At 71.2% G+C, this 23587-nt stretch carries 18 protein-coding genes; 7 read left to right on the top strand and 11 right to left on the bottom strand.

Annotation, left to right across the window (positions count from 1 at the left end):
- Positions 1–6 precede the first annotated feature (6 nt).
- The 7 genes from ACFYY7_RS25800 to ACFYY7_RS25770 form a co-directional block, all read right to left on the bottom strand.
- Positions 7–2034: a hypothetical protein gene (locus ACFYY7_RS25800; protein WP_388664917.1), complete on the bottom strand. Its 2028-nt coding sequence runs from the start codon at positions 2032–2034 to the stop codon at positions 7–9.
- Positions 2031–3224 (bottom strand): VWA domain-containing protein, encoded by a 1194-nt coding sequence (locus ACFYY7_RS25795; RefSeq protein ID WP_388664915.1) that lies wholly within the window; start codon positions 3222–3224, stop codon positions 2031–2033. The genes ACFYY7_RS25800 and ACFYY7_RS25795 overlap by 4 nt, the downstream gene beginning before the upstream one ends.
- Complete coding sequence (locus ACFYY7_RS25790; protein ID WP_388664913.1) at positions 3221–5590, bottom strand: DUF5682 family protein; 2370 nt, start codon at positions 5588–5590, stop codon at positions 3221–3223. The genes ACFYY7_RS25795 and ACFYY7_RS25790 overlap by 4 nt, the downstream gene beginning before the upstream one ends.
- Entirely contained in the window at positions 5590–6717 is a 1128-nt protein-coding gene (locus ACFYY7_RS25785; protein WP_388665225.1) for an AAA family ATPase, read from the bottom strand. The genes ACFYY7_RS25790 and ACFYY7_RS25785 overlap by 1 nt, the downstream gene beginning before the upstream one ends.
- A gap of 2 nt (positions 6718–6719) precedes the next feature.
- A complete protein-coding gene (locus tag ACFYY7_RS25780) occupies positions 6720–10313 on the bottom strand; it encodes a DUF4132 domain-containing protein (protein ID WP_388664911.1) in 3594 nt (1197 codons plus the stop codon).
- 227 nt (positions 10314–10540) lie between these two features.
- On the bottom strand, positions 10541–10984 hold the full coding sequence (locus ACFYY7_RS25775; protein ID WP_388664909.1) for a hypothetical protein: 444 nt from the start codon (positions 10982–10984) through the stop codon (positions 10541–10543).
- Complete coding sequence (locus ACFYY7_RS25770) at positions 10978–11436, bottom strand: ATP-binding protein (RefSeq protein ID WP_383717926.1); 459 nt, start codon at positions 11434–11436, stop codon at positions 10978–10980. Before ACFYY7_RS25770 ends, ACFYY7_RS25775 begins: the two co-directional genes overlap by 7 nt.
- 207 nt (positions 11437–11643) lie before the next feature.
- On the opposite strand from ACFYY7_RS25770, the gene ACFYY7_RS25765 reads away from it, so the two are divergent.
- The 4 genes from ACFYY7_RS25765 to ACFYY7_RS25750 all read left to right on the top strand — a co-directional run bounded on the left by ACFYY7_RS25765 (position 11644) and on the right by ACFYY7_RS25750 (position 14278).
- Positions 11644–12504 carry a helix-turn-helix transcriptional regulator gene (locus ACFYY7_RS25765; RefSeq protein ID WP_266728104.1) on the top strand — a complete coding sequence of 287 codons (861 nt, stop codon included), beginning with the start codon at positions 11644–11646 and terminating at the stop codon, positions 12502–12504.
- Complete coding sequence (locus ACFYY7_RS25760) at positions 12504–12740, top strand: DUF397 domain-containing protein (RefSeq protein ID WP_266728102.1); 237 nt, start codon at positions 12504–12506, stop codon at positions 12738–12740. The genes ACFYY7_RS25765 and ACFYY7_RS25760 overlap by 1 nt, the downstream gene beginning before the upstream one ends.
- Positions 12741–12860: 120 nt before the next feature.
- Entirely contained in the window at positions 12861–13670 is an 810-nt protein-coding gene (locus ACFYY7_RS25755; RefSeq protein WP_388664906.1) for an SAM-dependent methyltransferase, read from the top strand.
- A 158-nt stretch (positions 13671–13828) separates the two neighbouring features.
- Positions 13829–14278 carry a YchJ family protein gene (locus tag ACFYY7_RS25750; RefSeq protein WP_388664904.1) on the top strand — a complete coding sequence of 150 codons (450 nt, stop codon included), beginning with the start codon at positions 13829–13831 and terminating at the stop codon, positions 14276–14278.
- Between the two features lie 27 nt (positions 14279–14305).
- On the opposite strand, the gene ACFYY7_RS25745 is transcribed toward ACFYY7_RS25750, so the two are convergent.
- Together ACFYY7_RS25745 and ACFYY7_RS25740 are read right to left on the bottom strand one after the other, a co-directional pair.
- Entirely contained in the window at positions 14306–16381 is a 2076-nt protein-coding gene (locus ACFYY7_RS25745) for an MDR family MFS transporter (protein ID WP_388664902.1), read from the bottom strand.
- Positions 16382–16439: 58 nt separating this feature from the next.
- Positions 16440–17267, bottom strand: coding sequence for a hypothetical protein (locus ACFYY7_RS25740; protein WP_388664900.1), 828 nt, complete (start codon positions 17265–17267; stop codon positions 16440–16442).
- Positions 17268–17347: 80 nt separating this feature from the next.
- Between ACFYY7_RS25740 and ACFYY7_RS25735 the strand changes: the two genes are divergently transcribed.
- Positions 17348–18601, top strand: a complete 1254-nt coding sequence (locus ACFYY7_RS25735) for a cytochrome P450 (RefSeq protein WP_388664898.1) — start codon at positions 17348–17350, stop codon at positions 18599–18601.
- Between the two features lie 73 nt (positions 18602–18674).
- Here the strand turns inward: ACFYY7_RS25735 and ACFYY7_RS25730 are convergent, their stop codons facing one another.
- Positions 18675–18938, bottom strand: coding sequence for a hypothetical protein (locus ACFYY7_RS25730; RefSeq protein ID WP_266728090.1), 264 nt, complete (start codon positions 18936–18938; stop codon positions 18675–18677).
- Between the two features lie 211 nt (positions 18939–19149).
- Positions 19150–20364 (bottom strand): helix-turn-helix domain-containing protein, encoded by a 1215-nt coding sequence (locus tag ACFYY7_RS25725; protein ID WP_388664896.1) that lies wholly within the window; start codon positions 20362–20364, stop codon positions 19150–19152.
- 963 nt (positions 20365–21327) lie between these two features.
- Between ACFYY7_RS25725 and ACFYY7_RS25720 the strand changes: the two genes are divergently transcribed.
- Complete coding sequence (locus ACFYY7_RS25720; RefSeq protein WP_259928359.1) at positions 21328–21978, top strand: hypothetical protein; 651 nt, start codon at positions 21328–21330, stop codon at positions 21976–21978.
- Positions 21979–22108: 130 nt separating this feature from the next.
- Positions 22109–23575: a DUF6801 domain-containing protein gene (locus tag ACFYY7_RS25715; RefSeq protein WP_388664894.1), complete on the top strand. Its 1467-nt coding sequence runs from the start codon at positions 22109–22111 to the stop codon at positions 23573–23575.
- The last annotated feature ends 12 nt before the right edge of the window (positions 23576–23587 follow it).

Genomic DNA, 23587 nt, shown 5'->3' with positions numbered 1-23587 from the left:
CCGGAGCTATTGCGGTGTCATGGACTCCGTTCCCGAGGAGCGGAGTTCGCTGCTGACCAGGAGGTGGAGCTGGGCGTCCAGCCATGCCCCGGAGCGGGCCGCGAGGGCCTCCTCGGCCGGCCGGGCCCCGTCGTCCAGTGCCGCGACGAAGGCGCGCAGCAGCGTCGCGGCGCGCGTCAGGCCGGTGCGGGACAGTGCGGTCGCCGCTTCGTCGATCCGGGCGCGGGCGGGGACGTTCAGATGGCGCAGCCCGCTGTGCGGCACCGCCGACATGGCGGATATCGCCTCCTCCAGCGCCGCAGTCAGCGGATCGGACGGCCGTCGCACGACCGCCGCCAGGGCCGTGGAGCCGTCACCGGCGGCGAGATCGGGCACGACTGTTTCCGCCGGGGTGAGCACCCCGAGCGGATCGATCCGCACACCACCGCCGGAGCGGTGCAGCGAACCGCTGATGTGCGTGGCGCCGCCCTCCAGCGCGTCGGCCAGGGCGTCCAGCGCACCGGGGCACTCCGGGCGGTACTCCGACACCACCAGCGCCCGGCCGCCCGACGCGTCGCGCACCACGGCTTCGAGCCGCTGCTCGGCGGGGTCGTAACCGACGCTCTCCACCTCGGACAGCGCGACGACATGGACGGCCTCCGCCTCGACCCGCGGCCGGATCAGCCGCGGCGGCCTGCTGCTCCAGCCTTCCGTCAGGGCCGTCAGATCCCGTACCAGCAACGGCTCGGGAAGTTCCGTCCAGGCGGCGCCGACCGGGGTGATGGTCGTCGTGCCGATCCGGCCCCTGGCGACCGTCAGCGCATGGCTCGGGGTGCGCCGGACGCTCTCGCTGACCAGGCTCCCGGTGGCCAGCGAGGCCAGCGGGGTGGCGAGGACCCGACGGGTGGCCAGCCGGTGCGCGGAGAGCTCCTTGCCATCGGGGGCCGTCCAGGTCTTGCGCAGTACGAGGACGGTGCCCGCGCCGGGGTGGGCGAAGTACACCTCGGAGACCAGGGACTGACCGGTGCCGTGGACGCGGCAGCCGAGCGAGACCAGCCGGACCCGGCGCAGCGGGGTGTCGCCGGCCTCGCGGCTGCCGAGCACGCCGGGATGAGCGGCCGCCCGCCGCCGGGCGTGCACCTCGGTGAGCAGGGCGGCGACCGACTCGGGGCGGTACTGGGCGGTGCGGTCGGCGTACGCCGTCAGCTGGTCGGCCAGCTCGGCGATCGCACCCGCCGGCCAGTGCAACGACCCGGTGGTCAGCGCGGCACCGGCACGCGCGAGGGCTCCGCCGTGCACCGGTCCGACATGGGCCACGCCCTCCGCCAGCAGCTCGTCCGCCAGCGCGAGGGCCGCGTCGAGCGCGGGCAGCGCCGTGGACGGCGCGGCGGCACGGCCGCCGACCTGGACGGGTACGGAACGCTCGTCGGTCCGAGTGGCGTCGGCGGCCCGGAACGCCCACACCGCGAGCGCCAGCACCTCACCGCGCAGCGCGGCGGCCGCGTCCGTCAACGCGTAGGCGATCTCGCCGGGGACCGGGAAACGCACCGTGCAGGTGGGGAGCTCGACCCGGGGCTCGGGGTGATCGGGGGACGGGCGGTGCACGACGGCGGCATAACCCCGGTCGAAGGTGCGCCTCGCCGAGGCGACCGGACGGGTGCCGACGGCGTCGGTGAGCGCGTCGTCGTCGGTGCTGCCCGGGGACCAGTCGGTGAACGCGGCGGGGGCGCCGTCCGGATCGGCCTCGGCACCGCGCTGATGGGCCAGGACCAGGGCGATGAGATGGCGGCACACACCCGGTGCGGCGCAGCTGCAGTCGCCCTCGTCCAGGCCGGTGCCGGGCGGCAGCGACGTGGTGGTGCCGTCGTCGAACCTGGCTCGCACCGTGGTGTCCGGATCGGTCGTGAGCACGGGCACCGTCCCCGCGTCCAGCTCCTTCGTGGCACGTTTGACCAGGCCGCGGTTGGCGAGTGCCGCGAGCGTATCCGGGGTGAGGGCGAGCAGATCGGGGCGCAGGGCGGCGCCGTTCCCCGCAGCGGTCAGCGGCCCGGTCATCGGCCCAGCCTCTCGGCGACGAACTCGGCGAGCCGGCCCGGCGTCATCGCTCCGACGTGGGCCCCGGCCGCGGCGAGCTTCCCGGCCGTCACCCGGTCGTAATCCGGGTCGGCGTCCTCGTCGAGCGCGGCCAACCCCAGCACGGTCGAGCCCTGCTCCACCAGCCCCCGCACCGCACGCACCAGCCGGTACGGGTCGCCGCCCTCGTAGAAATCGGTGATCAGCGCGACGACGGTGCGCCGCGGGTTCTCCACGAGACCCGCGCCGTACTCCACGGCCCGTGCGATGTCGGTGCCGCCGCCCAACTGGACCCGCATCAGCAGCTCCACCGGATCGGTCACGTCGGAGGTCAGGTCCACCACCTGGGTGTCGAAGGCGACCAGATGCGTTCTGAGACCGGGCAGGCCCCACAGACACGCGGCGGTCACCGCGGAATGGATGACCGATCCGGCCATCGAGCCCGACTGGTCGACCAGCAGGATCAGCTGCCACTGCGTCACATGGCGTCGGGTACGGGAGTGGAAGTGGGCGCGCTCGATGAGCAGGCGCCGTTCGTCCGGCTGGTAGTGGGCGAGGTTGGCCTTCACGGTCTGCCGGAAGTCGAAGTCCCTCGCCAGCGGGACCCGGCTGGGCTTGCGGGAGCGGGTGCCGTGAAACGCCCGGCGGATCTCCGGCCGGAGCCTGGCCAGGAGCTGTTTCACCACCGACTCGACGATGCGCCTGGCCAGTTGCAGCACCTGCGGGTTCATCAGATGCTTGGTGCGCAGCACGGCGCGCAGCAGCGTCTGGCTGGGTTCGACCCGCTCCAGCACCGCGGGGTCGGTGACGATCTCCTGGATGCCGTACTTCTCCACGGCGTCCCGTTCCAGGCGTTCGATGGTCTCCTTCGGGAAGAGCCGGTGGATGTCGTCGAGCCAGTCGACAGCGGTCACCGGTGACGGTCCGTCGCCGCCCGTCCGGGGGGCCGAACCGGAACGGCGCACCCCCCGGCGGGTGAGCTCGGGGTCGCGGCCGTAGAGCCAGTCGAGTGCGGCGTCCCGGCCGGCGTCGGCCGGACCCAGCTGTCCGGTGTGCCGCTCGGCGGCGGCGCCGAGGACCAGCCGCCAGCGCTCCAGCCCCGCGTCGGGAGCCGTGCCGGAACCCTTCTCGGGCCCGGGTGCCAGGCCGGGTGCCTGTTCGGGCGTGGTCATGGGGTGGCTTCCAGTTCGTAGCGGGCCAGCAGTCGGGACACGGACTCCTCCAGGGCGCGGGCCCGGGCGATCAGCAGGGGGTCCGCGGTGGTCCGCAGCAGGGAACGCGAGGAGCCGCGCACCCCGCGCCGTTCCAGCAGACGGGCGGCGATCCGGTCCCGCTCGCGCGGCGGGAAGAACGCGAACGCCTGGCGCAGCGCGGGCAGTCCGGACAGGAACTCGTCGTCGGACAACGCACCGACCAGACCGTCCAGCACGTCGATCAGCGATTCGGCCCCACCGCCCGGTCCGTCGCCGTCGTCGTCGCCCACCACGCCCGTCACCTCGTCGCGGGCGAGTGCGAACAGCCCGGCCAGCCAGTCGCCGAGCGCATCCGCACCGGTCCTGGCCACCGCCCGAACCGCCTCGGCCGGGTCCCCGGACACGCCCGGGGATCCCGGGACCCGGCCGAGGGACCGGGCCAGCCCGAACGAGGCCCCGCGCAGATCGACCGGCGCCTGCGGATCCTCGGAGATCCGCCGCGCGACCCCGGTCGCGACCTCCCGGGTGACGGAGAGCAACTCCGGTGCGTGCAGCACCGCGTCACGCACCGAGACCACGGCCCGAAGACGGGGGAAGTCCACCCCCGACGAGCCGCGCGCACCCTCCAGCAGCCACAGCAGCCGCTCCGTCGCCCCGTCGATCACTGCCGCGAGCAGCGGACCGCGCGCCATGCCGAACACCCGGTCGTGCCGCCACAGACCGAGAGCCGTGGCGAGTATCTCCCCGAGCGGGCCGCTGACCTGCAACTCACGTACGCAGGAGGAAAGTTCGCCGAGCAGCTGCTCCGAGAAACCGCCCATCCCGCACAGCACGGCGTCGAACAGCGCCCCCGCCAGGCCGTCGGCCTCCGCCGCGCCGCCCCGCGTCCGCCCGGTGAGGGCGACGGCCGCCGCCTCGGCCAGAGTCGCCCCGTACGCCCCGGCTTCCACCAGCGCGGCCTCGCGCCCCAGGACGGGCCGCGCCTGCCAGCGCTCGGTGAACACCGGGTCGACACCGTGCGTGGGACCGGCGGTCCGCTCCAGGCCGGGGATTCCCAGCACACGCAGCCGGTGCAGCACCCGGCTCCGTTCCAGATCGGCGGCGTCCGTCAGATCGAGGCGGTACGTCGCCTCCGGGCCGCCGTCCAGCGCCAGCGCGGCCAGCTGCGCCGCCACGTCGTGCACCAGGGGCGGCGCCGGGGTATCGGGATGGAGCCGCCCGATGCGGTCGCCGCCGCAGGCCGCGACCATCTCGACGACCGCGGGATGCGCCCCCGCCGTCAGCGTGCCCCGGCCCGTCCATGGCAGCGGCTGGTCCAGATCATCCGTGATCAGGGCGCCCGCCAGACCGTCCAGCACATCGATCCGGGCGGGGCTCGGATGGCCGCGCAGTGCCGTGAGCCCTTCGGCCAGGCTCCGGGCGGCGATCAGATCGGCGGTGGACACCGGGTACTTCCGTGCCCGCAGCCGCTCGACGACCACCCGGAGCAGGCCGTCCGCCGCGGCCTCGGGGCCCGCCTCCCACACCTGCTGGTAGTAGCCGGGCGACGGCATCCCCGACTGGTACCCGGCGAACGCGTCCAGCTTCCGGAAGGAGTACGGCACCAGGAAGCTCCCGGCCATGGCGTCGTCCGGCGGGGCGGGCACCACCGGCCACCCGTCCGCGCCGCGCTCCCAGCCGTCGCCGTCCGCCCCGTCCCGCGCACCCGACCCGGTCAGCGCACGGAGCGCCGGCTGGTGGAAGCCACCGGTGACCACCAGGACCGGCCGGTCACCGGCCGCCTCCACCGCCGCCCGCACCCACGCGGCCATGTACATCTCCCGCGCCCGGTCGCCCGCGTCGGCCTCCGCGTCACCGCGCACCAGCGCGAAGTACGCGTCGAGCCGTTCGGCGAGACCGCCGTCCGGCTCGACCTCGAACAGGCGGTCCCACAGGGCGTCCGAGGAATCCACCGCGAACTGCCGGCACAGCCGCTCCGTCGCCTCCGCGTAACGGGCCTCCGCGTCGGCGTAGCGGTTGGTGCGCTCGGCGAACGCCGGATGCCAGGCCGGCAGATCGATGAACCGGACCTCCGCTCCGGCTGCCCGCCCAGCCCGCAGCGCGACCCACTCCGGCGAGTAGTCGCAGAGCGGGGCCCAGGACGTAGCGGCCCGCTGCCCGTCGCGGTAGTGGCTGAACACCGCGACCGGCAGCTCGTGCCCGAGCAGCAGCTCGTCCAGCCGGCCGTTCATCTCCGCGGGCCCCTCGATCAGCACCTGGGCGGGCCGGAGCTCCGCGACGGTCCGCTCGACGAGCCGTGCGCAGGCGGGGGAGTGGTGACGCACCCCCAGGAACACCGCGGACATCAGTCGGCCAGCAGATGGCGTGCGTCGTGCAGGGCCTTCCACTGCGGTCCGCGACGGCGCGGCACCTGCTGCTCCAGATAGCGGCGCAGCCGGGCCAGGTCCTCCGGGCTGTCCTTCGCCGCGGTACCCGCCAGGCACGCCACCACATCGGCGGCACTGCCCGGCTCGCCGCGCAGGAACCAGCCGCGCACCCCCACGGCATGGGCGACGGACACGGCCTCCGCCGTACTCATCACCGCCGACGGGCGGTCCGAACCGGCACCGCCCTTCTCACCGCCCCCCGCACGCAGCTCCCGGAACGTCCCGACCAGGACCTCCAGCACATCCCGGTCCGGCGGCGGCTCCACCCCCGAGCGCCGCAGCAGGGTCGTCACCTCGGCCTCGACCAGGGCCAGTTCGGTGTCCAGGTCGGGGATCGGGAAGACCGTCTCGAAGTTGAACCGCCGCTTGAGCGCCGCACTCATCTCGTTGACGCCCCGGTCCCGGGTGTTGGCGGTGGCGATCACATTGAAGCCCTGCCGGGCGAAGACCATGCCGTCCGGCCCGGTCAGCTCGGGGATGGCCACCACCCGCTCGGAGAGCAGCGACAGCAGCGAGTCCTGCACCTCCAGCGGACAGCGGGTGATCTCCTCGAACCGGACGAGCCTGCCCTCCGCCATGCCGCGCAGCATCGGGGCCGGAACGAGCGACCGGGGAGAAGGCCCCTCGGCGACCAGCAGCGCGTAGTTCCAGCCGTACTTGATCTGGTCCTCGGTGGTGGCCGCGCCGCCCTGCACCGTCAGCGTCGAGTCGCCGCTGACCGCGGCCGCGATCAGCTCGGAGAGCAGCGACTTGGCGGTGCCCGGCTCGCCGACCAGCATCAGCCCACGGCTCGTCGCCAGCGTCACCAGGGCCCGGTCCACCAGCGAGGGGTTGCCGACGAACTTCCGGCCGATGCCCGTGTCCGCGTCACCGATGATGAACCGGCGGGCCGCACGCAGGCTCAGCTCCCAGCCCGGCGGCCGCGGATCACGGTCGTCCGCCCGCAGCGCCGCCAGCTCCTCGGCGTACCGCACCTCGGCCGGAGGCCGCTGCACGGGCTCCTCCGCCCCGCTACCCGGCGCACCGGCACGGGTCTCTTCCCTCATGGTCACGGCGCGACGCCCTCGGTGAGTTCGGCCAGGTCACCCAGGAATTCGGACACGGTCACCGCGTCCAGCCCGGTGAAGCGGAGCCGGTATTCGCCGCGGTTCCAGTGATCGTCGGGCCGGCTGTCGAGCCAGACCGTCTCCAGGGTCTGGTCGGGGAACATGTCGACCACGCCGACCGCGATGCCCGGGTCCAACGCGATCACGAGATAGCAGTCGTCGCTCAGGCGCTTGGAGATCCAGCGCTCCACCCCGGCGTCCTGCGGCATCCCGCGCTCCCAGCCGCGCCGCTGCAGTCCGAGAACCTTCCCGACCGGAACCTTGAGTCCCTCGAACCGGGTGAGCCGATACCCGTCGGTCTCCTCCCCGGAGAGCGCGAGCACGCTCCGCCCGAGCTGCGGGAACGGCTGCAGGATCTCGTAGTCGGCGAACAGCTCGGACCAGGCGGCCAGTTCGTCGCCGAGGTGCAGCGGGTGCGCGAGCCGCACCGTCGCGTCATCGGCCAGGACGAAGACGTCGTCCTCCGCGTCGGCGAACGTACGGTCCTCCGCCACCCGGAACGCGGTGCCCGTCCCGTCCTCCGTGCCGCTCAGCCACACCAGCCGGCGCACCAGGTGCCACAGCAGCGGATGACCGACGAACAGCTCCTGGAACTCCTGGGCCGTCCAGGAACGCCCGGTCACCATCGCGGCCTCCAGGCGCCGCACCTGCTCGGAGGAGATCGTCCGGACATCCTTCTTGAGCGCCATGAACCGCTTGCGCTCCGCCGGCGCCAGCTCCTCGTCGTCGCGGGCACCCGGCTTCGGCAGGTCCTTGCGGCGCTTGCCGTCACCGTCCAGCACGTACGGCCGCAACTGCTCGTCGAAACCGACCGTGAACGATCGGGTGCCGTAGTCGATGACCGTCGATCCGTCCGCGTCCAGCCCGAGGTCGGGCACGAGACGGTCGGAGAGCTGTTCCCCGGTCAGCCCCAGCCCTGCGGCCACCTCTGCGATCTTCTCCCCGGCCCGTACCTTGAGCCCCTTGAACTTCACCCGCTGGGAGATGCCGTGGAGATGCAGCAGCGCCACGTCGGTGCCGATGGCGGCCAGCACGTCGAGCCCTTCGACGGCCCGGTGGTGCGCCGACTCACCGGGCCAGGACCGGATCACCGGAGTGAGCCGGCGGACCGTCTCGTCGTCGCCCAGCAGCCCCAGCGCGTGCAGCGCCCACGACTCCTTCGCGGGCATGTTCGCCAGCCGCCACTGCTCGAACACGGCCCAGGCGAACTCGGCGAGCGAAGCGGCTTCGGCCGTTTCGGTCAGCGAGGCGATTCCCGGGTACACCTCACCGGGCTTCGACAGAGCCAGCATCATCAGGGCGTGGCGCACCGCCGCCGCCGGCAGCGCACCGCCGGACCGGACCATGATCTGCGGCAGCACCGAGGGCTCCGCCCAGCCCGGCAGCACCGGCATCTTGGCGGGCAGCGCACGCTCCAGCGGGTCGGCGGCCAGCAGCTCGTCCACCGCTGCCGCGGCCTCAGCGCCGTACGCCCGGGCGGCCTCGCGCACCACGTCGTCGCCGTGCGTCGTGGCGATCGACGTCAGTGCCTGCTCGGCGGCGTTCCGCGCGGCGCCCGCCTTGCCCACGGCGGCCGGCACCAGGAGCGTGGCGGCCGCCACGCCGTGCCGGGCGAACCAGGCACGGGCGGTCGCCGAGGTGGACTTGAGCCTGACCGACCAGTCCGCCATGTGCCGGGCGACATCCGCATCGACGAACGGGAGCAGCAGCGGGGCGAGCGTGCTCGGCTGCCTGGGCACGGCGCGCAGCAGCAGCGGCAGCGCGGTCAGACCGAAACGCGCGGCGATCGGCTTGAGCGTGTCCTCGGCGTCCCAGAGATCGGTCGGGTTCCAGTTGGCGAGCAGGGGGGTGACCACTTCCTCGTCGCCGTGGACGAACACCCACGCCGGTCGCAGATCATCCGCGGCCGTACCGTGACGCAGGACGTCGATGTACTCGTTCATGTCGCCTTGGTTGCGATCGCGGGTGTACCAGGAGGAGGCGGCCGCCCAGGCCGCCTGCTCCTCGGGCAGCCACTCCAGCCTGGGCTCGGACACCGGGATCAGCCCGGTCACGGGCTTGGCCCTGACCGTGGTGCGGGGCCGGGACCACGGCGGAGCCGTCAGCACGGCCGGGAGTGCGTCCACCGGTGCGTCGGCGACCAGATCCACCGGATCGAGCAACGGTTGGACGATCTCCACGACGTCGGGGGCGAGCTCGCCGAGCGCCAGTGACACCACCTCGTGGTGGGCACCGACATGACCTCGGAGCAGCTGCAAGGACAGGGAAGCTGCTGCCGAACCGCCGCCCGTCCCGGCGGCCAGCAGCCGCACCGCCCGCACCGGGTAGCGGCGCATGGCTTCGAGGAGCGAGGGGCGGACGTGCTTGGAGTCCGCATGCGCCAGCAGGCCGAGGAAGGCCTCGTCCGTGGGCAGCTCCACCAGGGCTTCGGCGGCGAGCTTCAGGCTGTCCGAGTAGTAGTGGTTGGCGTCGAGCGCGCCGGCCAGCGACGGGGCGATGGCCGGGCCGACGCCCTCGGCGACCGTGGCGATGGTCGCGACACCGAGGGTGTGGTCCGGGCCGTAGGGCAGCAGCGGCAGCTGGTCGGGCGAGTACAGCGAGCTGAACACCATGGCGCGCAACGTGCGGTCCTGCTCCGCGTGCACCGCCGGATCGGCGACGAGGTCGTCGACCCAGTCCGTCTCGCTCGGGACCAGATAGGAGACGATGATCCTGCGCAGGGTGTCGGTGCGGCACTTCGCCAGCGCCTCGACCGCCGCCCGGTACGTGGCGTCGTCGGCCGCGGCGAGCAGCGCGCGGACCCGGTCGATCGGCGACCGGTGGTGGTGGGCCCAGTACGAGTGGCGCGGGCCCGCGAGTGCCAACAGCCGGGGCGCGCCCCGCTTGAGACCGCTCTGCTGCCAGGTGGCGTCGACGGAGAACACCTCCGTCGCGGCCCGTGCGGCGAACGGAAGGCCGTAACGCTCCGACCAGAAGTCCGCCCACCCCGGAATGTCGGCGATCGCGGTCAGCGCGGCCGCACCGGCCGGTGTGGGGGCTCCGTCGAGGTGTGCGCGCAGTGCCTGGGCCGTCACCGTGTCCGAATCCGGCGAGTCCGCGAACTCCTCGATCCAGGCCGCGTCCTCGGCGAGCCTGGTCTCGATCGCGACGATCGCCTCCCGCCGCGGCTTGGACGGCCCGCGGCGCACTCCGCCCCGCCGCGGGTGGAGCACCCGCTTCCAGTTGTCGGGCAGGGTGAAGGTGTCCTCGTCGGGGAGAACGGGCGCGCCCGTGTCCGCGACCACGTCAGGGGAGGCCGCAGCGGCCGGGGCGGCGGGTGCCGAGGCGGACGCCTCGACCTCGCGGTACCCCTTCTTCTCCTTCTCCGCGATCGTCTTCACGACCTGGGCGGCGGCGGACTCGGCCGACGCGTACTCCTTGGTCTGCGTACGTCCGTCGCTTCCGCACCGCCCGTAGCGCACCGTCACCACGGCGCCTTCGGCTTCGGTCTCCCAGAACTTCGACGCAGTGCCCTCGACATACTCCCAGCGGCGCACAGCTCCGCCCCCTTCCCGCCCACAGCCCGCTCCGCCGCGGGCTTTTCGATCAGTGGTGCCACAGTAGAACGGAGCACTGACAACGCAGCGTGACCGGGGCGTCCTGACGGTGAATCCGCAGGTCAACAGCTATGTTGCAGGCTTGCGCGGGCCACGCGGCTCCGGACGGTGACGAGTGGCGCGTCACCCGGGCCGCACCGGAGAACCCGTGACCGCGCCCGGCCGTGTCAGGGAGCGGAGACGGCGCGCTCGCCGCCGGACGGTGCCCAGGACGGCGCCACACCGGTGACCTGGCACACCATCAGGAAGAGCGGGATGGGCGGGGTGTAGGGCGTGCGGTTGTCGGGCTGGTGGATCAACCGGGGCCGGACCGCGGGGACGTACAGCCCCTGCGCGTAGAAGGCCTGCGCGGGCCAGTCCAGATCCAGGTCGGAGCCCGCTGGCACGATCCACCACCAGCGCTCGGCGTCCGCGAAGACGCAGCCGGTGCGCGGCAGGTGGGACATCAGCCGGAAACCGTACCGGGCCGGCACCCCCACCGCATCGCAGCCCAGGCTCGCAGACAGCGTGGGCGGCAGCGGCAACGGCACCGTACCTGCCGCACCGGAGAGGGGCCGCAGTTCACGCGGGCGGCGCGTGCCGAGCAGGTGGGACATCGCGTTCTTCAACATGACCGCTCCGAGCCGTGCGGCAGTTCCGCCCAGACGATGCGGCCCGAGCCGTTGCACGCGTCGCGGGAACCCCACGAACTGGACATCGCGTCGACGAGCAGCAGGCCGCGTCCGTGCTCGTCGTCGGCGGTACGGCACAGCTGTGGCCCGCCGGGCTGGTGTCCCTGGTCCTGCACGGCTATCCGCAGCCGTCTGTCGAGGCAGCGCAGCTCGCACACGACACGAGTGCTCATGGTGTGCACGACCGCGTTGGTGACCAGCTCGGAAACGATCAGGATCGCCGATTCGTGGGCGTCCGCGTCGAGCTGCCACAGGTCGAGCCGGGCCCGGGTCAGCCGCCGTGCGCCGGCCACCGATTCGGGGTGCGCGGGCAGGGCGAAGCAGTACCGGAGCGCCTCCGTCCCGGGACTGAGATCCATGAGCCGGGGGATGAGCGCACTGCCAGGTGCCACAACCGATTCCTCACAGTGGGGGCTGCGTCACGCTCCGCGCACTCACCTGAATGAGGGCGGTCGCGACATCGTGAACTGGTTCACTCACCAACTCTCCCCCTGTCGTGAACACTTGGCAAGGGGCACTCTGAAAATTTCAGAGTGGCTGTGTTCTGGTCGGCCCGCGCATGGCACACTGCTCAAAAACAGCGCATGGGGAGGTCTGAAGTGAGCGAACCGCGGTCCGCCCCGACCGTGGGTCAGGTCGTTCTCGGCAAGCGCCTGCAGGATCTGCGGGAGCGCGTCGGCCTGAGCCGTGACCAGGCTGCAAAGGTGCTGCGGGTCGCCCCTGCGACGATACGCAGGATGGAGACCGCCGAGGTCGCTCTCAAGATCCCCTATGTGCAGATGCTGCTGAAGGCATATGGGGTCTCCGACGACGAGGCCGACGCCTTCGTGGAGCTCGCCGAGGAGGCCAACAAGCCGGGCTGGTGGCAGCGGTTCCACGATGTGCTGCCCGACTGGTTCAGCATGTACGTCAGCCTTGAGGGCGCCGCGAGCCTGCTGCGCATGTACGAACCGCATTTCGTCCCCGGACTGCTGCAGACCGAGGACTACGCGCGCTCGGTGATGCGCACCGGAGCCGTGGGCCAGACCAGACCCGAGGACATAGAGCGCCACGTGGCGCTGCGGATGGAGCGTCAGTCCCTGCTGACGCGGCCGGACGCCCCGAAGCTGTGGGTGGTGATGGACGAGACGGTGCTACGCCGTCCCGTCGGCAGCGTCGACGCCATGCGGGAGCAGATCGACCGGCTGCTCGAAGCGACCGAGATGCCGCATGTGACACTGCAGATCGCGGAATTCTCGACGGGACACCACCCGGGCACCTACGGCCCGTTCGTACTCTTCCGCTTCGGTGTTCCCGAACTCCCCGACATGGTCTACAGCGAGTACCTGACCGGTGCCGTCTACTTCGACGCGCGCCCCGAGGTGGCCTCCTACCTCGAAGTCATGGACCGCATGGCGGCTCAGGCCGCGACTGCACAACGCACGAAGGAAATCCTCCGGGACTTCCGCAAGGAGCTGTGATGGATCCCATATACAACGGCATGCCGGCCGCCGAACTCGGCTCCGAGGGCTGGCACAAGCCGTGGAGTGGTGGGAACGGGGGCAATTGCGTCGAAGCGATGAAACTGTCCGACGGCAGGGTCGCCGTACGCCAGTCCGCCGACCCGGACGGCCCGGCCCTGATCTACACTCCGCGCGAGATCGCCGCGTTCATCCAGGGTGCCAAGTCCGGTAAGGCGGACTTTCTGCTCACCTGATCCGCGGCCTTCGGCCCGGCCCGCATCCGGACCGGCTTTCTTGCCCGAATCACCGGCGCCCGAGCCGTGCCGGCCGCACACTCTTGTTGTTCGCCGACCTCTGGACCCATGGAGCGCGCTATGACCGGGCACGACCCCCGAGCCATCGAGATCGACACCACCAAGCCTCATCCCGCCCGGATGTACGACTGGTTCCTCGGCGGCAAGGACAACTACCCGGTCGACGAAGAGATGGCCCGGCAGCTGCTCGCCCTCGACGCGCGCGGGCGCGACATGGCCCGGGTGAACCGAGCCTTCATGCACCGGGCCACCCGATGGCTCGCCGAGAACGGCATCCGCCAGTTCCTCGACATCGGCACCGGCATACCCACCGAGCCGAACCTCCATCAGATCGCCCAGCGGACCGCCCCGGACGCGCGCATCGTCTACTGCGACAACGACCCGATCGTCCTCGCCCACGCGGCGGCCCTGCTGCGCTCCACCCCGCAGGGCGCCACCGAGTACATCCAGGCCGACGCCCGCAAGCCGGAAGCCATCCTCGAAGAGGCCGGCAGGGTGCTCGACTTCGACAAGCCGATCGCCCTGTCGCTCCTGGCCCTGCTGCACTTCCTGGGCGACGAGGACGGCGCGGCCGAACTCGTCGACCGTCTCGTCGAGCGGCTCGCCCCCGGCAGCTACCTGGTGCTCTCGCACACCACGGGGGACTTCGACCCCGAGCGCGCGGCGCAGGCGTCCGAGATGTACCGGGCCCGGGGGATGACGCTGTGCCTGCGCTCGCACGCCGAGGTCTCCACCTTCTTCGACGGACTCGAACTCGTCGAGCCGGGGGTGTCGCTCTCCGTGGACTGGCACCCGGAGCTCGGCGAAGTGGTCGAGGTCTCCGGCGACGAGCCGATCCCGGGCTACGCGGGCGTCGCCCGCAAGCCCTGACCTCGCTCTCCTGGTCCTGCCCGGTCCGGACCAGGAGGCCCCGGCCCCTGAGCCGGGTCCGCCGTAGATCTCAGGGCCCCGGCCCCTGAGCCGACCACGCCGCAGGTCACAGGGGACCGGCCCTCTGAGCCGGCCCCGCCGCAGGTCACAATGGACACATGTCACGACGCACGAAACGACCGGGACGGCCCGCCCCCGCCGCAGCACGGCCCCCCGCGGTCACCGCGGACTCGCCGTGCCCGTGCGGCCTGTCCGCCACGTACGCGGACTGCTGCGGCCGGCTGCACGCCGGGACCGCCGTCGCGCCGACCTGCGAGTCGCTGATGCGCTCCCGGTACGCCGCCTTCGTCGTCCGGGACGAGGCGTACCTGCTGCGCACCTGGCACCCCGACACCCGGCCGCCCGCCGTCGACTTCGACCCCGGGATGCGATGGGTGCGCCTGGAGGTGCTGGAGACGACGGACGGCAGCCCGTTCCACACCACGGGTACGGTCACCTTCCGCGCGCACTACACGGACAACGGGCGGCCGGACTCGCTCCACGAGAAGAGCCGCTTCGTCCGGCACGACGGTGCCTGGGTGTACGCGACCGCGGTCTTCGTCGACTGACACCCGCGGTGCCGCGGCCCGGCCCGTTCAGGCCGCCGTCCCGGCCAGGGCCCGCTCCGGCGGCAGCTCCTGCGCCAGGTCCTCCGCCAGCAGCCGCTTGGCGATCACGTCCACCGCGGCCCTCAGCTGCCGGTCGTCCGGGCGTGCCCCGTGCTCGTCCAGGCGCTCGTTGAGCCACCGCGCCCACGCGTCGGTGATCGCGGCGGCCTCCCGGCTCCCGGCTGCGGTGTGCGTGAACACACGCCCGTCGCCGGTGAGATAACCCTCCTCGATCATCCGGTCGAAGACCGGCACCAGCACCTCGGGCGGCAGCCGGTGCCGGGTCGCGATCAGCCGCAGACCCGCGTGGCCCACCATGCGGGTGAACAGCTCGACCTGCATCACCGCCCAGGCGCCCGCCATGTCCAGCCGGGTGTCCGAGTCCGCGACGATCCGCCGGGCCGTGTCCGGGCCCACCCCGTGCAGGATCTTGGCCACGGCGAATTCGAGGAGCTTGGCCGAGTCGCCGGTGCCCGGCTGCGCGAAGCCCTCGCCCATGTCCGTGGAGCCGACACGGGCCGTGTCCCGCAGCTGCACCTGCTTCAGGAAGAGAGCGACGAGGAACCCCAGCACCGCGACCGGCACCGTCCACAGGAACACGGTGTGCAGCGTGTCCGCGTACGCCTGGGCCAGTGGCGCGGACTGTGCGGGGGGCAGCCCATGCAGTCCCGCCGGGCTCTGCGCGGCCTTCGCCAGTGTCGCGGGGTCACCGCCGGCCCGCGCCGCCGCGGCGACACCGTCGGTCAGATTGGGCTTCAGGGCGTTGGCGTAGATCGTGCCGAAGACCGCCGTACCGAAAGAGCTGCCGAGCGTACGGAAGAACGTCACGCCCGATGTCGCCGTACCCAGGTCCGCGTAGTCGACCGTGTTCTGCACAGCGATCGTCAGCACCTGCATGGCCAGACCGATGCCGACGCCGAGCACCAGCATGTAGAGCGACTCCAGCCACACCCCGGTGCCCGGACCCATCCGGGAGAGCAGATACAGCCCCACCGCCATGATCAGCGAGCCGACGATGGGGAAGATCCGGTACTGGCCCGTCTTGGAGACCACGTTGCCGCTGAAGATCGAGGCGACGAGCAGCCCGAGGACCATCGGCAGCGTCCGTACGCCCGACAGGGTCGCCGAGTCCCCGTCCACGTACTGCAGATAGGTCGGCAGGAAGATCATCGCGCCGAGCATCGCGAAGCCCACGATGAAGCTCAGGACCGAGCAGACGGTGAACACCGGATTCCGGAAGAGCCGCATCGGCAGCATCGGCTCCTGTGCCCGGAACTCCACGAGGCAGAAGAGCGCCAGTGCGACCAGGCCGCCGGCGAAGAGACCGAGGATGACGGGGGAGCCCCACGCGTACTCGTTCCCGCCCCAGCTCGTCGCCAGGATCAGCGCGCTCGCGCCGACCGTGACCATCGCGATGCCCAGGTAGTCGATGACGGGCCGGCCGGCGGCCTTGACCGAAGGGATCGTCCGGGCCGCGGCGATGACCACCACGATCGCGATCGGCACATTGACGTAGAACGCCCAGCGCCAGCTCAGATGGTCGGTGAAGAGTCCGCCGAGCAGCGGCCCGATCACCGTCGAAACCCCGAAGACCGCGCCGATCGCGCCCTGGTACTTGCCGCGTTCGCGCAACGGGATCACATCGGCGATCAGCGCCATCGAGGTGACCATCAGGCCGCCCGCCCCGATGCCCTGCAGCCCGCGCCAGACGATCAGCAGCGTCATGTTGGTCGCGAGGCCGCAGAGGAACGAGCCGGTGATGAAGATGACCGCCGACAGCTGGAAGATGATCTTCCGGCCGAACAGGTCGCCGAACTTGCCCACCAGGACCGTGGCCACCGTCTCCGCGAGCAGATACGCGGTCACCACCCAGGACATATGGGCGGCGCCGCCGAGGTCCGAGACGATCGTCGGCAGCGCGGTGCCGACGATCGTCTGGTCCAGGGCGGCCAGCAGAATTCCCAGCACGATCGTCGCGAAGACGATGTTCCGGCGGCGCGGATCGAGTACGGGCGGCGCGGCGGCACTCTGCGCGACGGGGGCGGTCTCGCTGGCAGTGGTCACGCTTGCACCATCACACCGGCCCGCGCCTCGCGCATGTGGGGGACGGCCGGACGGGTCGTCAGGCCGGCAGGTCCCGCAGGGAAGCCTTCAGCCGGGTCACGAACGCCTCCCGTACGGGCTCCGCCACCCGGTCCAGCGAGAGATACGGATTGAGGTCCTCCAGCTCGACCAGCAGCAGCTCGCCCCGCGCGGTCCGGCAGGCGTCGACTCGCTGGATGCCGTGGTCGAGAGTGTTCCACTCCACGAAGCCGCGGGCGAACGCCAGGTCCGCCGCGTCCGGCGCGTACGGCTCCAGCACCCACCGCCGCTCCGGGTCCGGTGCGTACAGCGCGTACTGGAAGTCGTGGTCGATGAAGTAGAAGGACACCTCGTAGCGGAAGTCGATGCGGGGCTGGACGAGCATCGTGCCGTCCTCGCCCGCCGGCAGCGCGGCCTCCCGCACGAACCGCAGCCCGGCCGAGTCCGCCCCCAGCTTCGGCTTGACCACGTACTCGGGCGCCTCGGGCAGCGCACCCAGGTCGGCTGCCCGGTCCACGGTGGGGATCACCGGGTGCCCGGCCCGGCTCAGATCGACCAGGTACTGCTTGCCCGCCATGTCCCCGCGGCCGTGCAACGGGTTGTAGACCCGGGTGCCCAGCTCCCGCGCCCGTGCGCGGAACGCGTCGTACGCCTCCTGGTAGTGCAGCACCGGACCGCTGTTGCGTATGACGACCGTGTCGAAGCCGTCCAGCAGCGCGGCGGCGTCCCGGGGGTGACAGAGCGCGACGTCGAACTCCTCCCGCAGCCTCGCGGTCAGCAGGATGTCCTCGTCGCAGTAGCGGCGGCCACGCGCCTGGTAGGCGAGGTCGGTGACGAACAGGACGGACGGTCGCGGGCCGGCTGGCATGGCGTTCCCCCAGGGGGTGTGTCGGTGGGCAGCTGATCAATAGCCTTGACGGCGTTGCCCGTTCACGACCCTGGAGCGTCATGACGTCTGCCCCGCACGAGCCGGCCGCATCGCAATCGCCGTCGCTGCCCGACATTCTCTCGCCCGCCTTCGCGGCCGATCCCTACGGGGCGTACCGGATCATGCGCGAGAGCGCGCCGCTGATCCGGCACGAGGCCACGAACAGTTACATCGTCTCCCGGTACGAGGACGTGGAGCGGGTCTTCAAGGACCGGGCGGGGGAGTTCACCACCGACAACTACGACTGGCAGATCGAACCCGTCCACGGCCGGACGATCCTCCAGCTCAGCGGCCGCGAGCACGCCGTCCGCCGGGCCCTGGTCGCCCCCGCCTTCCGGGGCACGGACCTCCAGGAGAAGTTCCTGCCGGTCATCGAGCGCAACGCACGCGAGCTGATCGACGTCTTCCGGCACACCGGCGAAGCCGATCTCGTCTCCGCCTTCGCGACCCGCTTCCCGGTCCTCGTCATCGCCGACATGCTCGGCCTGGACCGGGCGGACCACGAGCGCTTCCACGGCTGGTACACCACCGTCATCGCCTTCCTCGGCAATCTGGCGGGCGACCCGGAGGTGGCCGCGGCCGGTGAGCGGACCCGCAGGGAGTTCGCCGAGTACATGATCCCGGTCATCCGGCGGCGCCGGGACGAGCCGGGCGACGACCTGCTCTCCGCGCTCTGCGCCGCCGAGGTCGACGGGGTGCGGATGAGCGACGAGGACATCAAGGCCTTCTGCAGTCTGCTGCTCGCGGCGGGCGGCGAGACCACCGACAAGGCCATCGCCTCCGTCTTCGCCAATCTGCTCACCCACCCCGATCAGCTTGCCGCGGTGAGGGCGGACCGCGGCCTCGTCGACCGGGCCTTCGCCGAGACCCTGCGCCACACCCCGCCGGTCCACATGATCATGCGCCAGACGGCGAAGGAGGTGGAGCTCAGCGGCGGGACGGTCCCGGCGGGGGCCACCGTCACCTGCCTGATCGGCTCCGCCAACCGCGACGAGTCGCGCTACCGAGAGCCCGACCGGTTCGACATCTTCCGCTCCGACCTGACCAGCACCACTGCCTTCTCGGCGGCCGCCGACCACCTGGCGTTCGCGCTCGGCAGGCACTTCTGCGTCGGCGCGCTGCTGGCCAGGGCGGAGGTGGAGACGGGGGTGAACCAACTGCTGGACGCGATGCCCGACCTGCGGCTCGCGGACGGCTTCACCCCCACCGAGCACGGCGTCTTCACCCGGGGCCCGCGCTCGCTGCCGGTGCGGTTCACGCCGGTCACCGGCTGAGACCGGGGCGGCCGGGGGATCAGGGCCGTGAGCCGCCCCGTCGCCCCGCTTCGAGACGGATGTGGCGAAGGGGTCACCAGGAGCTGCCGGGGCGCACCGCGAGCCGGGGGTGGTGGGCAGCGAGGACCTTGTTGGCGCGGGCCAGTTCGGAGAGCGCCTGCTCGCGGTCGGCCCGGTCCTCGTCGCAGAGCCGCGGACCGCGGAACCTGCGCACCTCGCGCGCGGCGCAGTCGGCGTCGAATTCCGCCTGGAGGATGTGCGGCGGGATGCAGGACCCGATCAGCGCGGCAACCCGGTCCGGGATCGGCACGGGGACGAGGAGGTGTGAGGCGGTCATGGGGGGTCCCTCTCGCAATGGTCGGCCAGGAGGAGTTCTCGGTTCGGCCGCCGGGTGCGGCGGCCGACTTCTCCATATGTACGGGACGCGGTTCCGGGTTTCTCGTTGAGAACGTCTCCGTGTGGCAACCGTTTGAGAGTGACCGTCTATTTCGCCTTACCCGTAAGTAAGTTGACTCGTGGTGAGGACCGTGATCCGTCCGAAAGCCGACTCAGAGCGGTGTTTCCTCGCCACGGGCCCGCAGTTGGAGCGCCCGCAGCACGGCCTCGGTGGAGAACCGGCTCTCGGGATCGGTCAGTTGCTCGCCGAAGATGGACTCCAGATTGCGCATCCGGTAACGCACCGTCTGCGGATGGACATCCAGCAACTCGCCCATGTGGGCCGCGGTGCCACGGGTATCCAGCCAGATCCGCAGGGTCTCGACCAGCCGTTCCCGCCGGGTGGCGCTGATTCCGGAGATGGGGGCCAGTTCGCGCTGGGCGAGCTGGTCGACCAGTACCGGGTCGGAGAGCAGCCACAGGGTGATGAGGTGGTTCTCGCAGAGGATGACGGGCGTGTCGTCGATGATGTTCGTGTCGACGAGTTCGAGCACGCGCCGGGCCCAGCGGATCGAGTCCGAGGCCAGGGCGATGGGCACGGTCAGGCCGATCGCGGCGTGGGTGCCGAGGAGCGCCTCGTCCAGCATGCGTCTTCGGGCGTCGTCGAAAGCTCCGGGAATCAATAAGTGTGGTTGCGGTGCGCTGAGATCGGCCAGCAGGTCGCGGTCGGCCACGGCCCGGTCCAGGGCGGCGGGTGAGCGGACGGCGACCAGGGTGACCTCGTCGGGCAGCGCCCATCCGGTCTGTTCGCACAGTTCGGCGATGGCGGTACGGGGCGAGGGGCGTCCGGCGAGGATCAGGTGCAGCAGACGCCGGCGCATGGCCTCGGTCTGTTCGCCGGTCTGCGACTGCACCTCCAGGAAGCCCTCCCGGGAGAGGGATTCGAGCTCGTCGATGTAGGTGAAGAGCGCGTCGGCGAAACTGAGCATGAGGGCCGGCGAGAAGTTGTGACTCCGGCCGACCTTCTTGGCCCGGCGCAGCGCTACCCGGGCCCCGAGGCGGTAGGCGCCCTGAAGCGTCTCCATGGTGCGGCCTTCGTACGCCTCGAAACGCCCGAAGCGGCGGCACATGTCGTCGCGCAGCGAGGTCGACGCGGACGGCTCGGCGACCAGGTCCACGAAGGAGGAGAGGCTCTGCTCCACGCCGACCCTGATGGCCTGTCCGTTGGGGCCGTCGAGCAGTCTGGCGTATTCCGGGTAGGCCCGGGTGACCTCGACGCCGATCTCCTTGATCAGGCTCGGCAGTTCGGGCCGCATGATGGCGGCGAATTCCTGGGGGAGCGGCCCCAGCGGATCCCCCGTGTCCAACGGCTGAATGAGTTCAGGCATGACAGTCCCCCCTGCTCTCCGGCGCCCGGTGGGGGGACAGGCGGTGGGGAAAGCGCTCCCACGAACCGACAGGTGCGTACCAAGTTCGCGATGAAGATAGACCAAGTGAGCGGTTGTGCCCACTACTTGGACAAGATCGAAGTGCAAGGGGCACATATCTCGGCCCCGTTGTGGTGCTTCGGTGCAGGTAGGACGCCAGTGCTCACTTCAGGACAATGTTTTTCGGACATCTGCTCTCCCGACAACAAGAAAGTAACCGTGGGTAACGGATTCCGGCCCGGGTGATTGGTGCGGATTCGGGCCGCTGATGTGCGTCTTCCCGGAGCGCTGCGACCGTGGCGGGATGCGGCCATTCGCCGCCTCTCGGGCCGCGGAATTACAAGGGGAACATGCTATTCGGGGAAGGGAAATCCTCTGGGGCCGGCGGGTAAATGTAAAAACCGGTCGGCCGGAATGGATAATTCGCCGGCGGTTCGCCGGTGGCGGTGTGTTCCGCGGTCCGGGGCGGTGTTCCGTGACGCCCTGCGGGGGTTGGACTGCGCGGTGGGCGCGGAGCGCCAGGGCGTCATTCGGCCGAGCTCCCGACGATCTCACCGGCGGGTACGTGGCCGGTCGGCGGGCCGGCCCGCCGCCGGTGACTGCGCCTGGGATGAGTGTCCGGCGGGGGCCGGGGCGCATGAGACGGCCGTAACTACTCACTTTCGTATAGAAAATCGCGGCGATCTGCTGAGTTGTCGCTAAGGTGGAATGCTTTTGCTGAGAGGTGCGGGGATTTTCTGCGCCGGGTATTGCAGCGTTGGGCTACTGGCTCGTAACGTTCGATCCGCACGGAGTTCGATCACGCAGTCGAGTCCACCGACTTCTGCGTTCCACGATGTGAGCCGCCCTCGTGCCGGGCCCATTCCCAGGGCGTGGTGCGAGGTAATCGGGTACGTCCAACTCCACTTCCCGGAGGTAAGTTCCGTGAGAAACACCCTCAGACGAGCATTGTTCGCCACGACCGTCGCCGCAGCCGCGTTCGGCTTCGCCGCCACGTCGGCCTCGGCCACCGCCCTCGCGCAGTGGACCGTGGTCAACCCCAACGCGAACGGCACCTTCACGGCCCAGCTCAAGGCCGGCACGGTGGCGACCCTGGTCGACACCAACACCAGCCAGCAGGTGGACTGCTCGGTGGGTACTGCCAGTGGCACCGCTCCGAGCGGCACGTACTCCACCGGCGTCGGTATCGCGAAGATCACCGCCGCCGCCTGGGGCTCCACGGCCAGCCCGTGCCCGGGACCGCTCGGCTCGAACTTCACGGCCTCACTCGCATCGGGTGCTGTCATCAGCATCGACGCGAGCAGCTACAGCGGTGGCATCACCTCGGGAAGCCTGTCCGGGGTCAAGGTCAACCTGACGGGTGACACCATCCTCGGCACCTGCAAGGCCGTGATCTCCGGGTCCGTGAGCAACGTGACGTACAACAACGCCACTGGTGAACTCGACATCAACACCGGCACCGGCCTGAAGGTCGACAGCGCCGACAACTGCTCGGGGCTGCTCAACGCGGGTGACTCGGCGACGTTCGACGCGACGTACAAGGTCGCTGCGCCGCTCACCATCACCTCGCCGTAACCGGATCGGAGCCGGTGGCAAGGAAGGGCCGCGGAGCGGAGGTTCACCTCCTCTCCGCGGCCCGCCGTCGGCAGGTCCCTCCGCAACACGCACGAGTGCCGAGCACCGAGACGACGGCAGGTAGGCCGAGATGAGAACAAGGACCACGGACCCGCGGCGCGCCGCGCGCATCGCCGCAGTCGGTGCGGTGACGCTCGTGGCGGGATTCATGCCGGGAACGGGAGCCGCGACCGACACCCGGACCGCCGAGGCGGACGTCGCCTACACCTGTGACCTTCCCTCCGGCGCGCAGCCGGTCGCGGTGCACATCGCGGCGGAGCTGCCGGTGACCACGAGCATCGGGACGGCGATCCGGCTCCGGGACGTGGCCCTCTCCTTCGAGCTCCCGCGTTCCGCGCTCTCCGCGTCGCCGGGGGCCGAACCGGTGGCCGTCTCGGGATCCGCGCGGATGCTGACCGAGGTCTCGCAGCGGGGCGAGTCGACGGATGTGCCCTGGCAAGGGCTGGAGATCCCGGAGCTCCCCCTCCCCGCCACGGGCGACCTCTCGCTCCGGGCGACGGGCGAGGTACCGACGATCACGCCGAGATCCAGCGGCGACGTGCTCTTCGCCCTGGGGCAGCTGGACGTGGGTCTCGCCCCGCGCGCCGCGGAGGGTGCCGGGGACGCGCCGCCCCCGCTGGCCTTCTCGTGCAAGGTCGATCCGGACCAGAGCGCGGAACTGGCCACGGTCACCGTTCCCCCGGAGAGCGGAACCACGCCGCCTTCCGGGGCCGCCCCCGAGCCGTCCGGGGGCACCACCCCCGACCGGTCCGGCGGTGCGAAGGCCGGACGGGCAGCGGATCTGCCGTCGGGGGGCGTGCAGCCACCCGCCGACTGCACGGTCATGACCGGTCCGCTCCCGCAGGTGCCCAAGCCCGCCCACGGCTACATGGCGGGATACTCCAACGTCAACAAATTGGCCGGGGCGATCAAGTTCAACGACCCCGGACATCTTCGCCTCAACCTGAACACGTCCGTCTCCTTCCTCAGATGCCCGACGGGCGTGAAGAGCTGGCTGACCACCGACGGCACGCTCGACTACAAGGGCAAGGCCCAGATGCCGCCGGCCGAGGCCACCTTCCTCACCTTCGGCTTCATGCCGACGACGGCGAAGGTGGAACTGATCCTCGAAGGCAGGATCGACATCGGAACGCTGGGCGACTCGGCCCCCGACCCGGAGACCAAGAAGTACAAGGAGACGACGACCGCCATCGCTCCCATGCGCGCGCGCCTCTACGACGTGGAGGTCAACGGGGAGCCGCTGGACGTCGGCCCCAACTGCCGCAGTGCGAGCCCGATGACGCTGGAACTGGTCGGCAAGGGGGCGTCCGGCGTGGGCGGCCCCGAGGGCTACACGGTGAAGACCGGGGGGCCGCTGACCGGCTACGCGGATGTGCCGCCGTTCACCGGATGCGGTGTCACGGAGGATCTCGACAACCTCTTCACCGCCTCGGTCTCCGGGAAGGGCAACTACACGAAAATGATGCAGTCCCCGCTGTGTGTCGAAGGTGTTCCGGCGAACTGTCCCGAGCCGCCGAAGCCCGAGCCCGAACGCTGAGAGCTGTTCCGC

The organism is Streptomyces sp. NPDC001933, assembly GCF_042890955.1.
Taxonomy (GTDB): domain Bacteria; phylum Actinomycetota; class Actinomycetes; order Streptomycetales; family Streptomycetaceae; genus Streptomyces.
The sequence above is the reverse complement of the archived record's forward strand: the minus strand, read 5'-3'. Positions and strand labels throughout refer to the sequence as shown.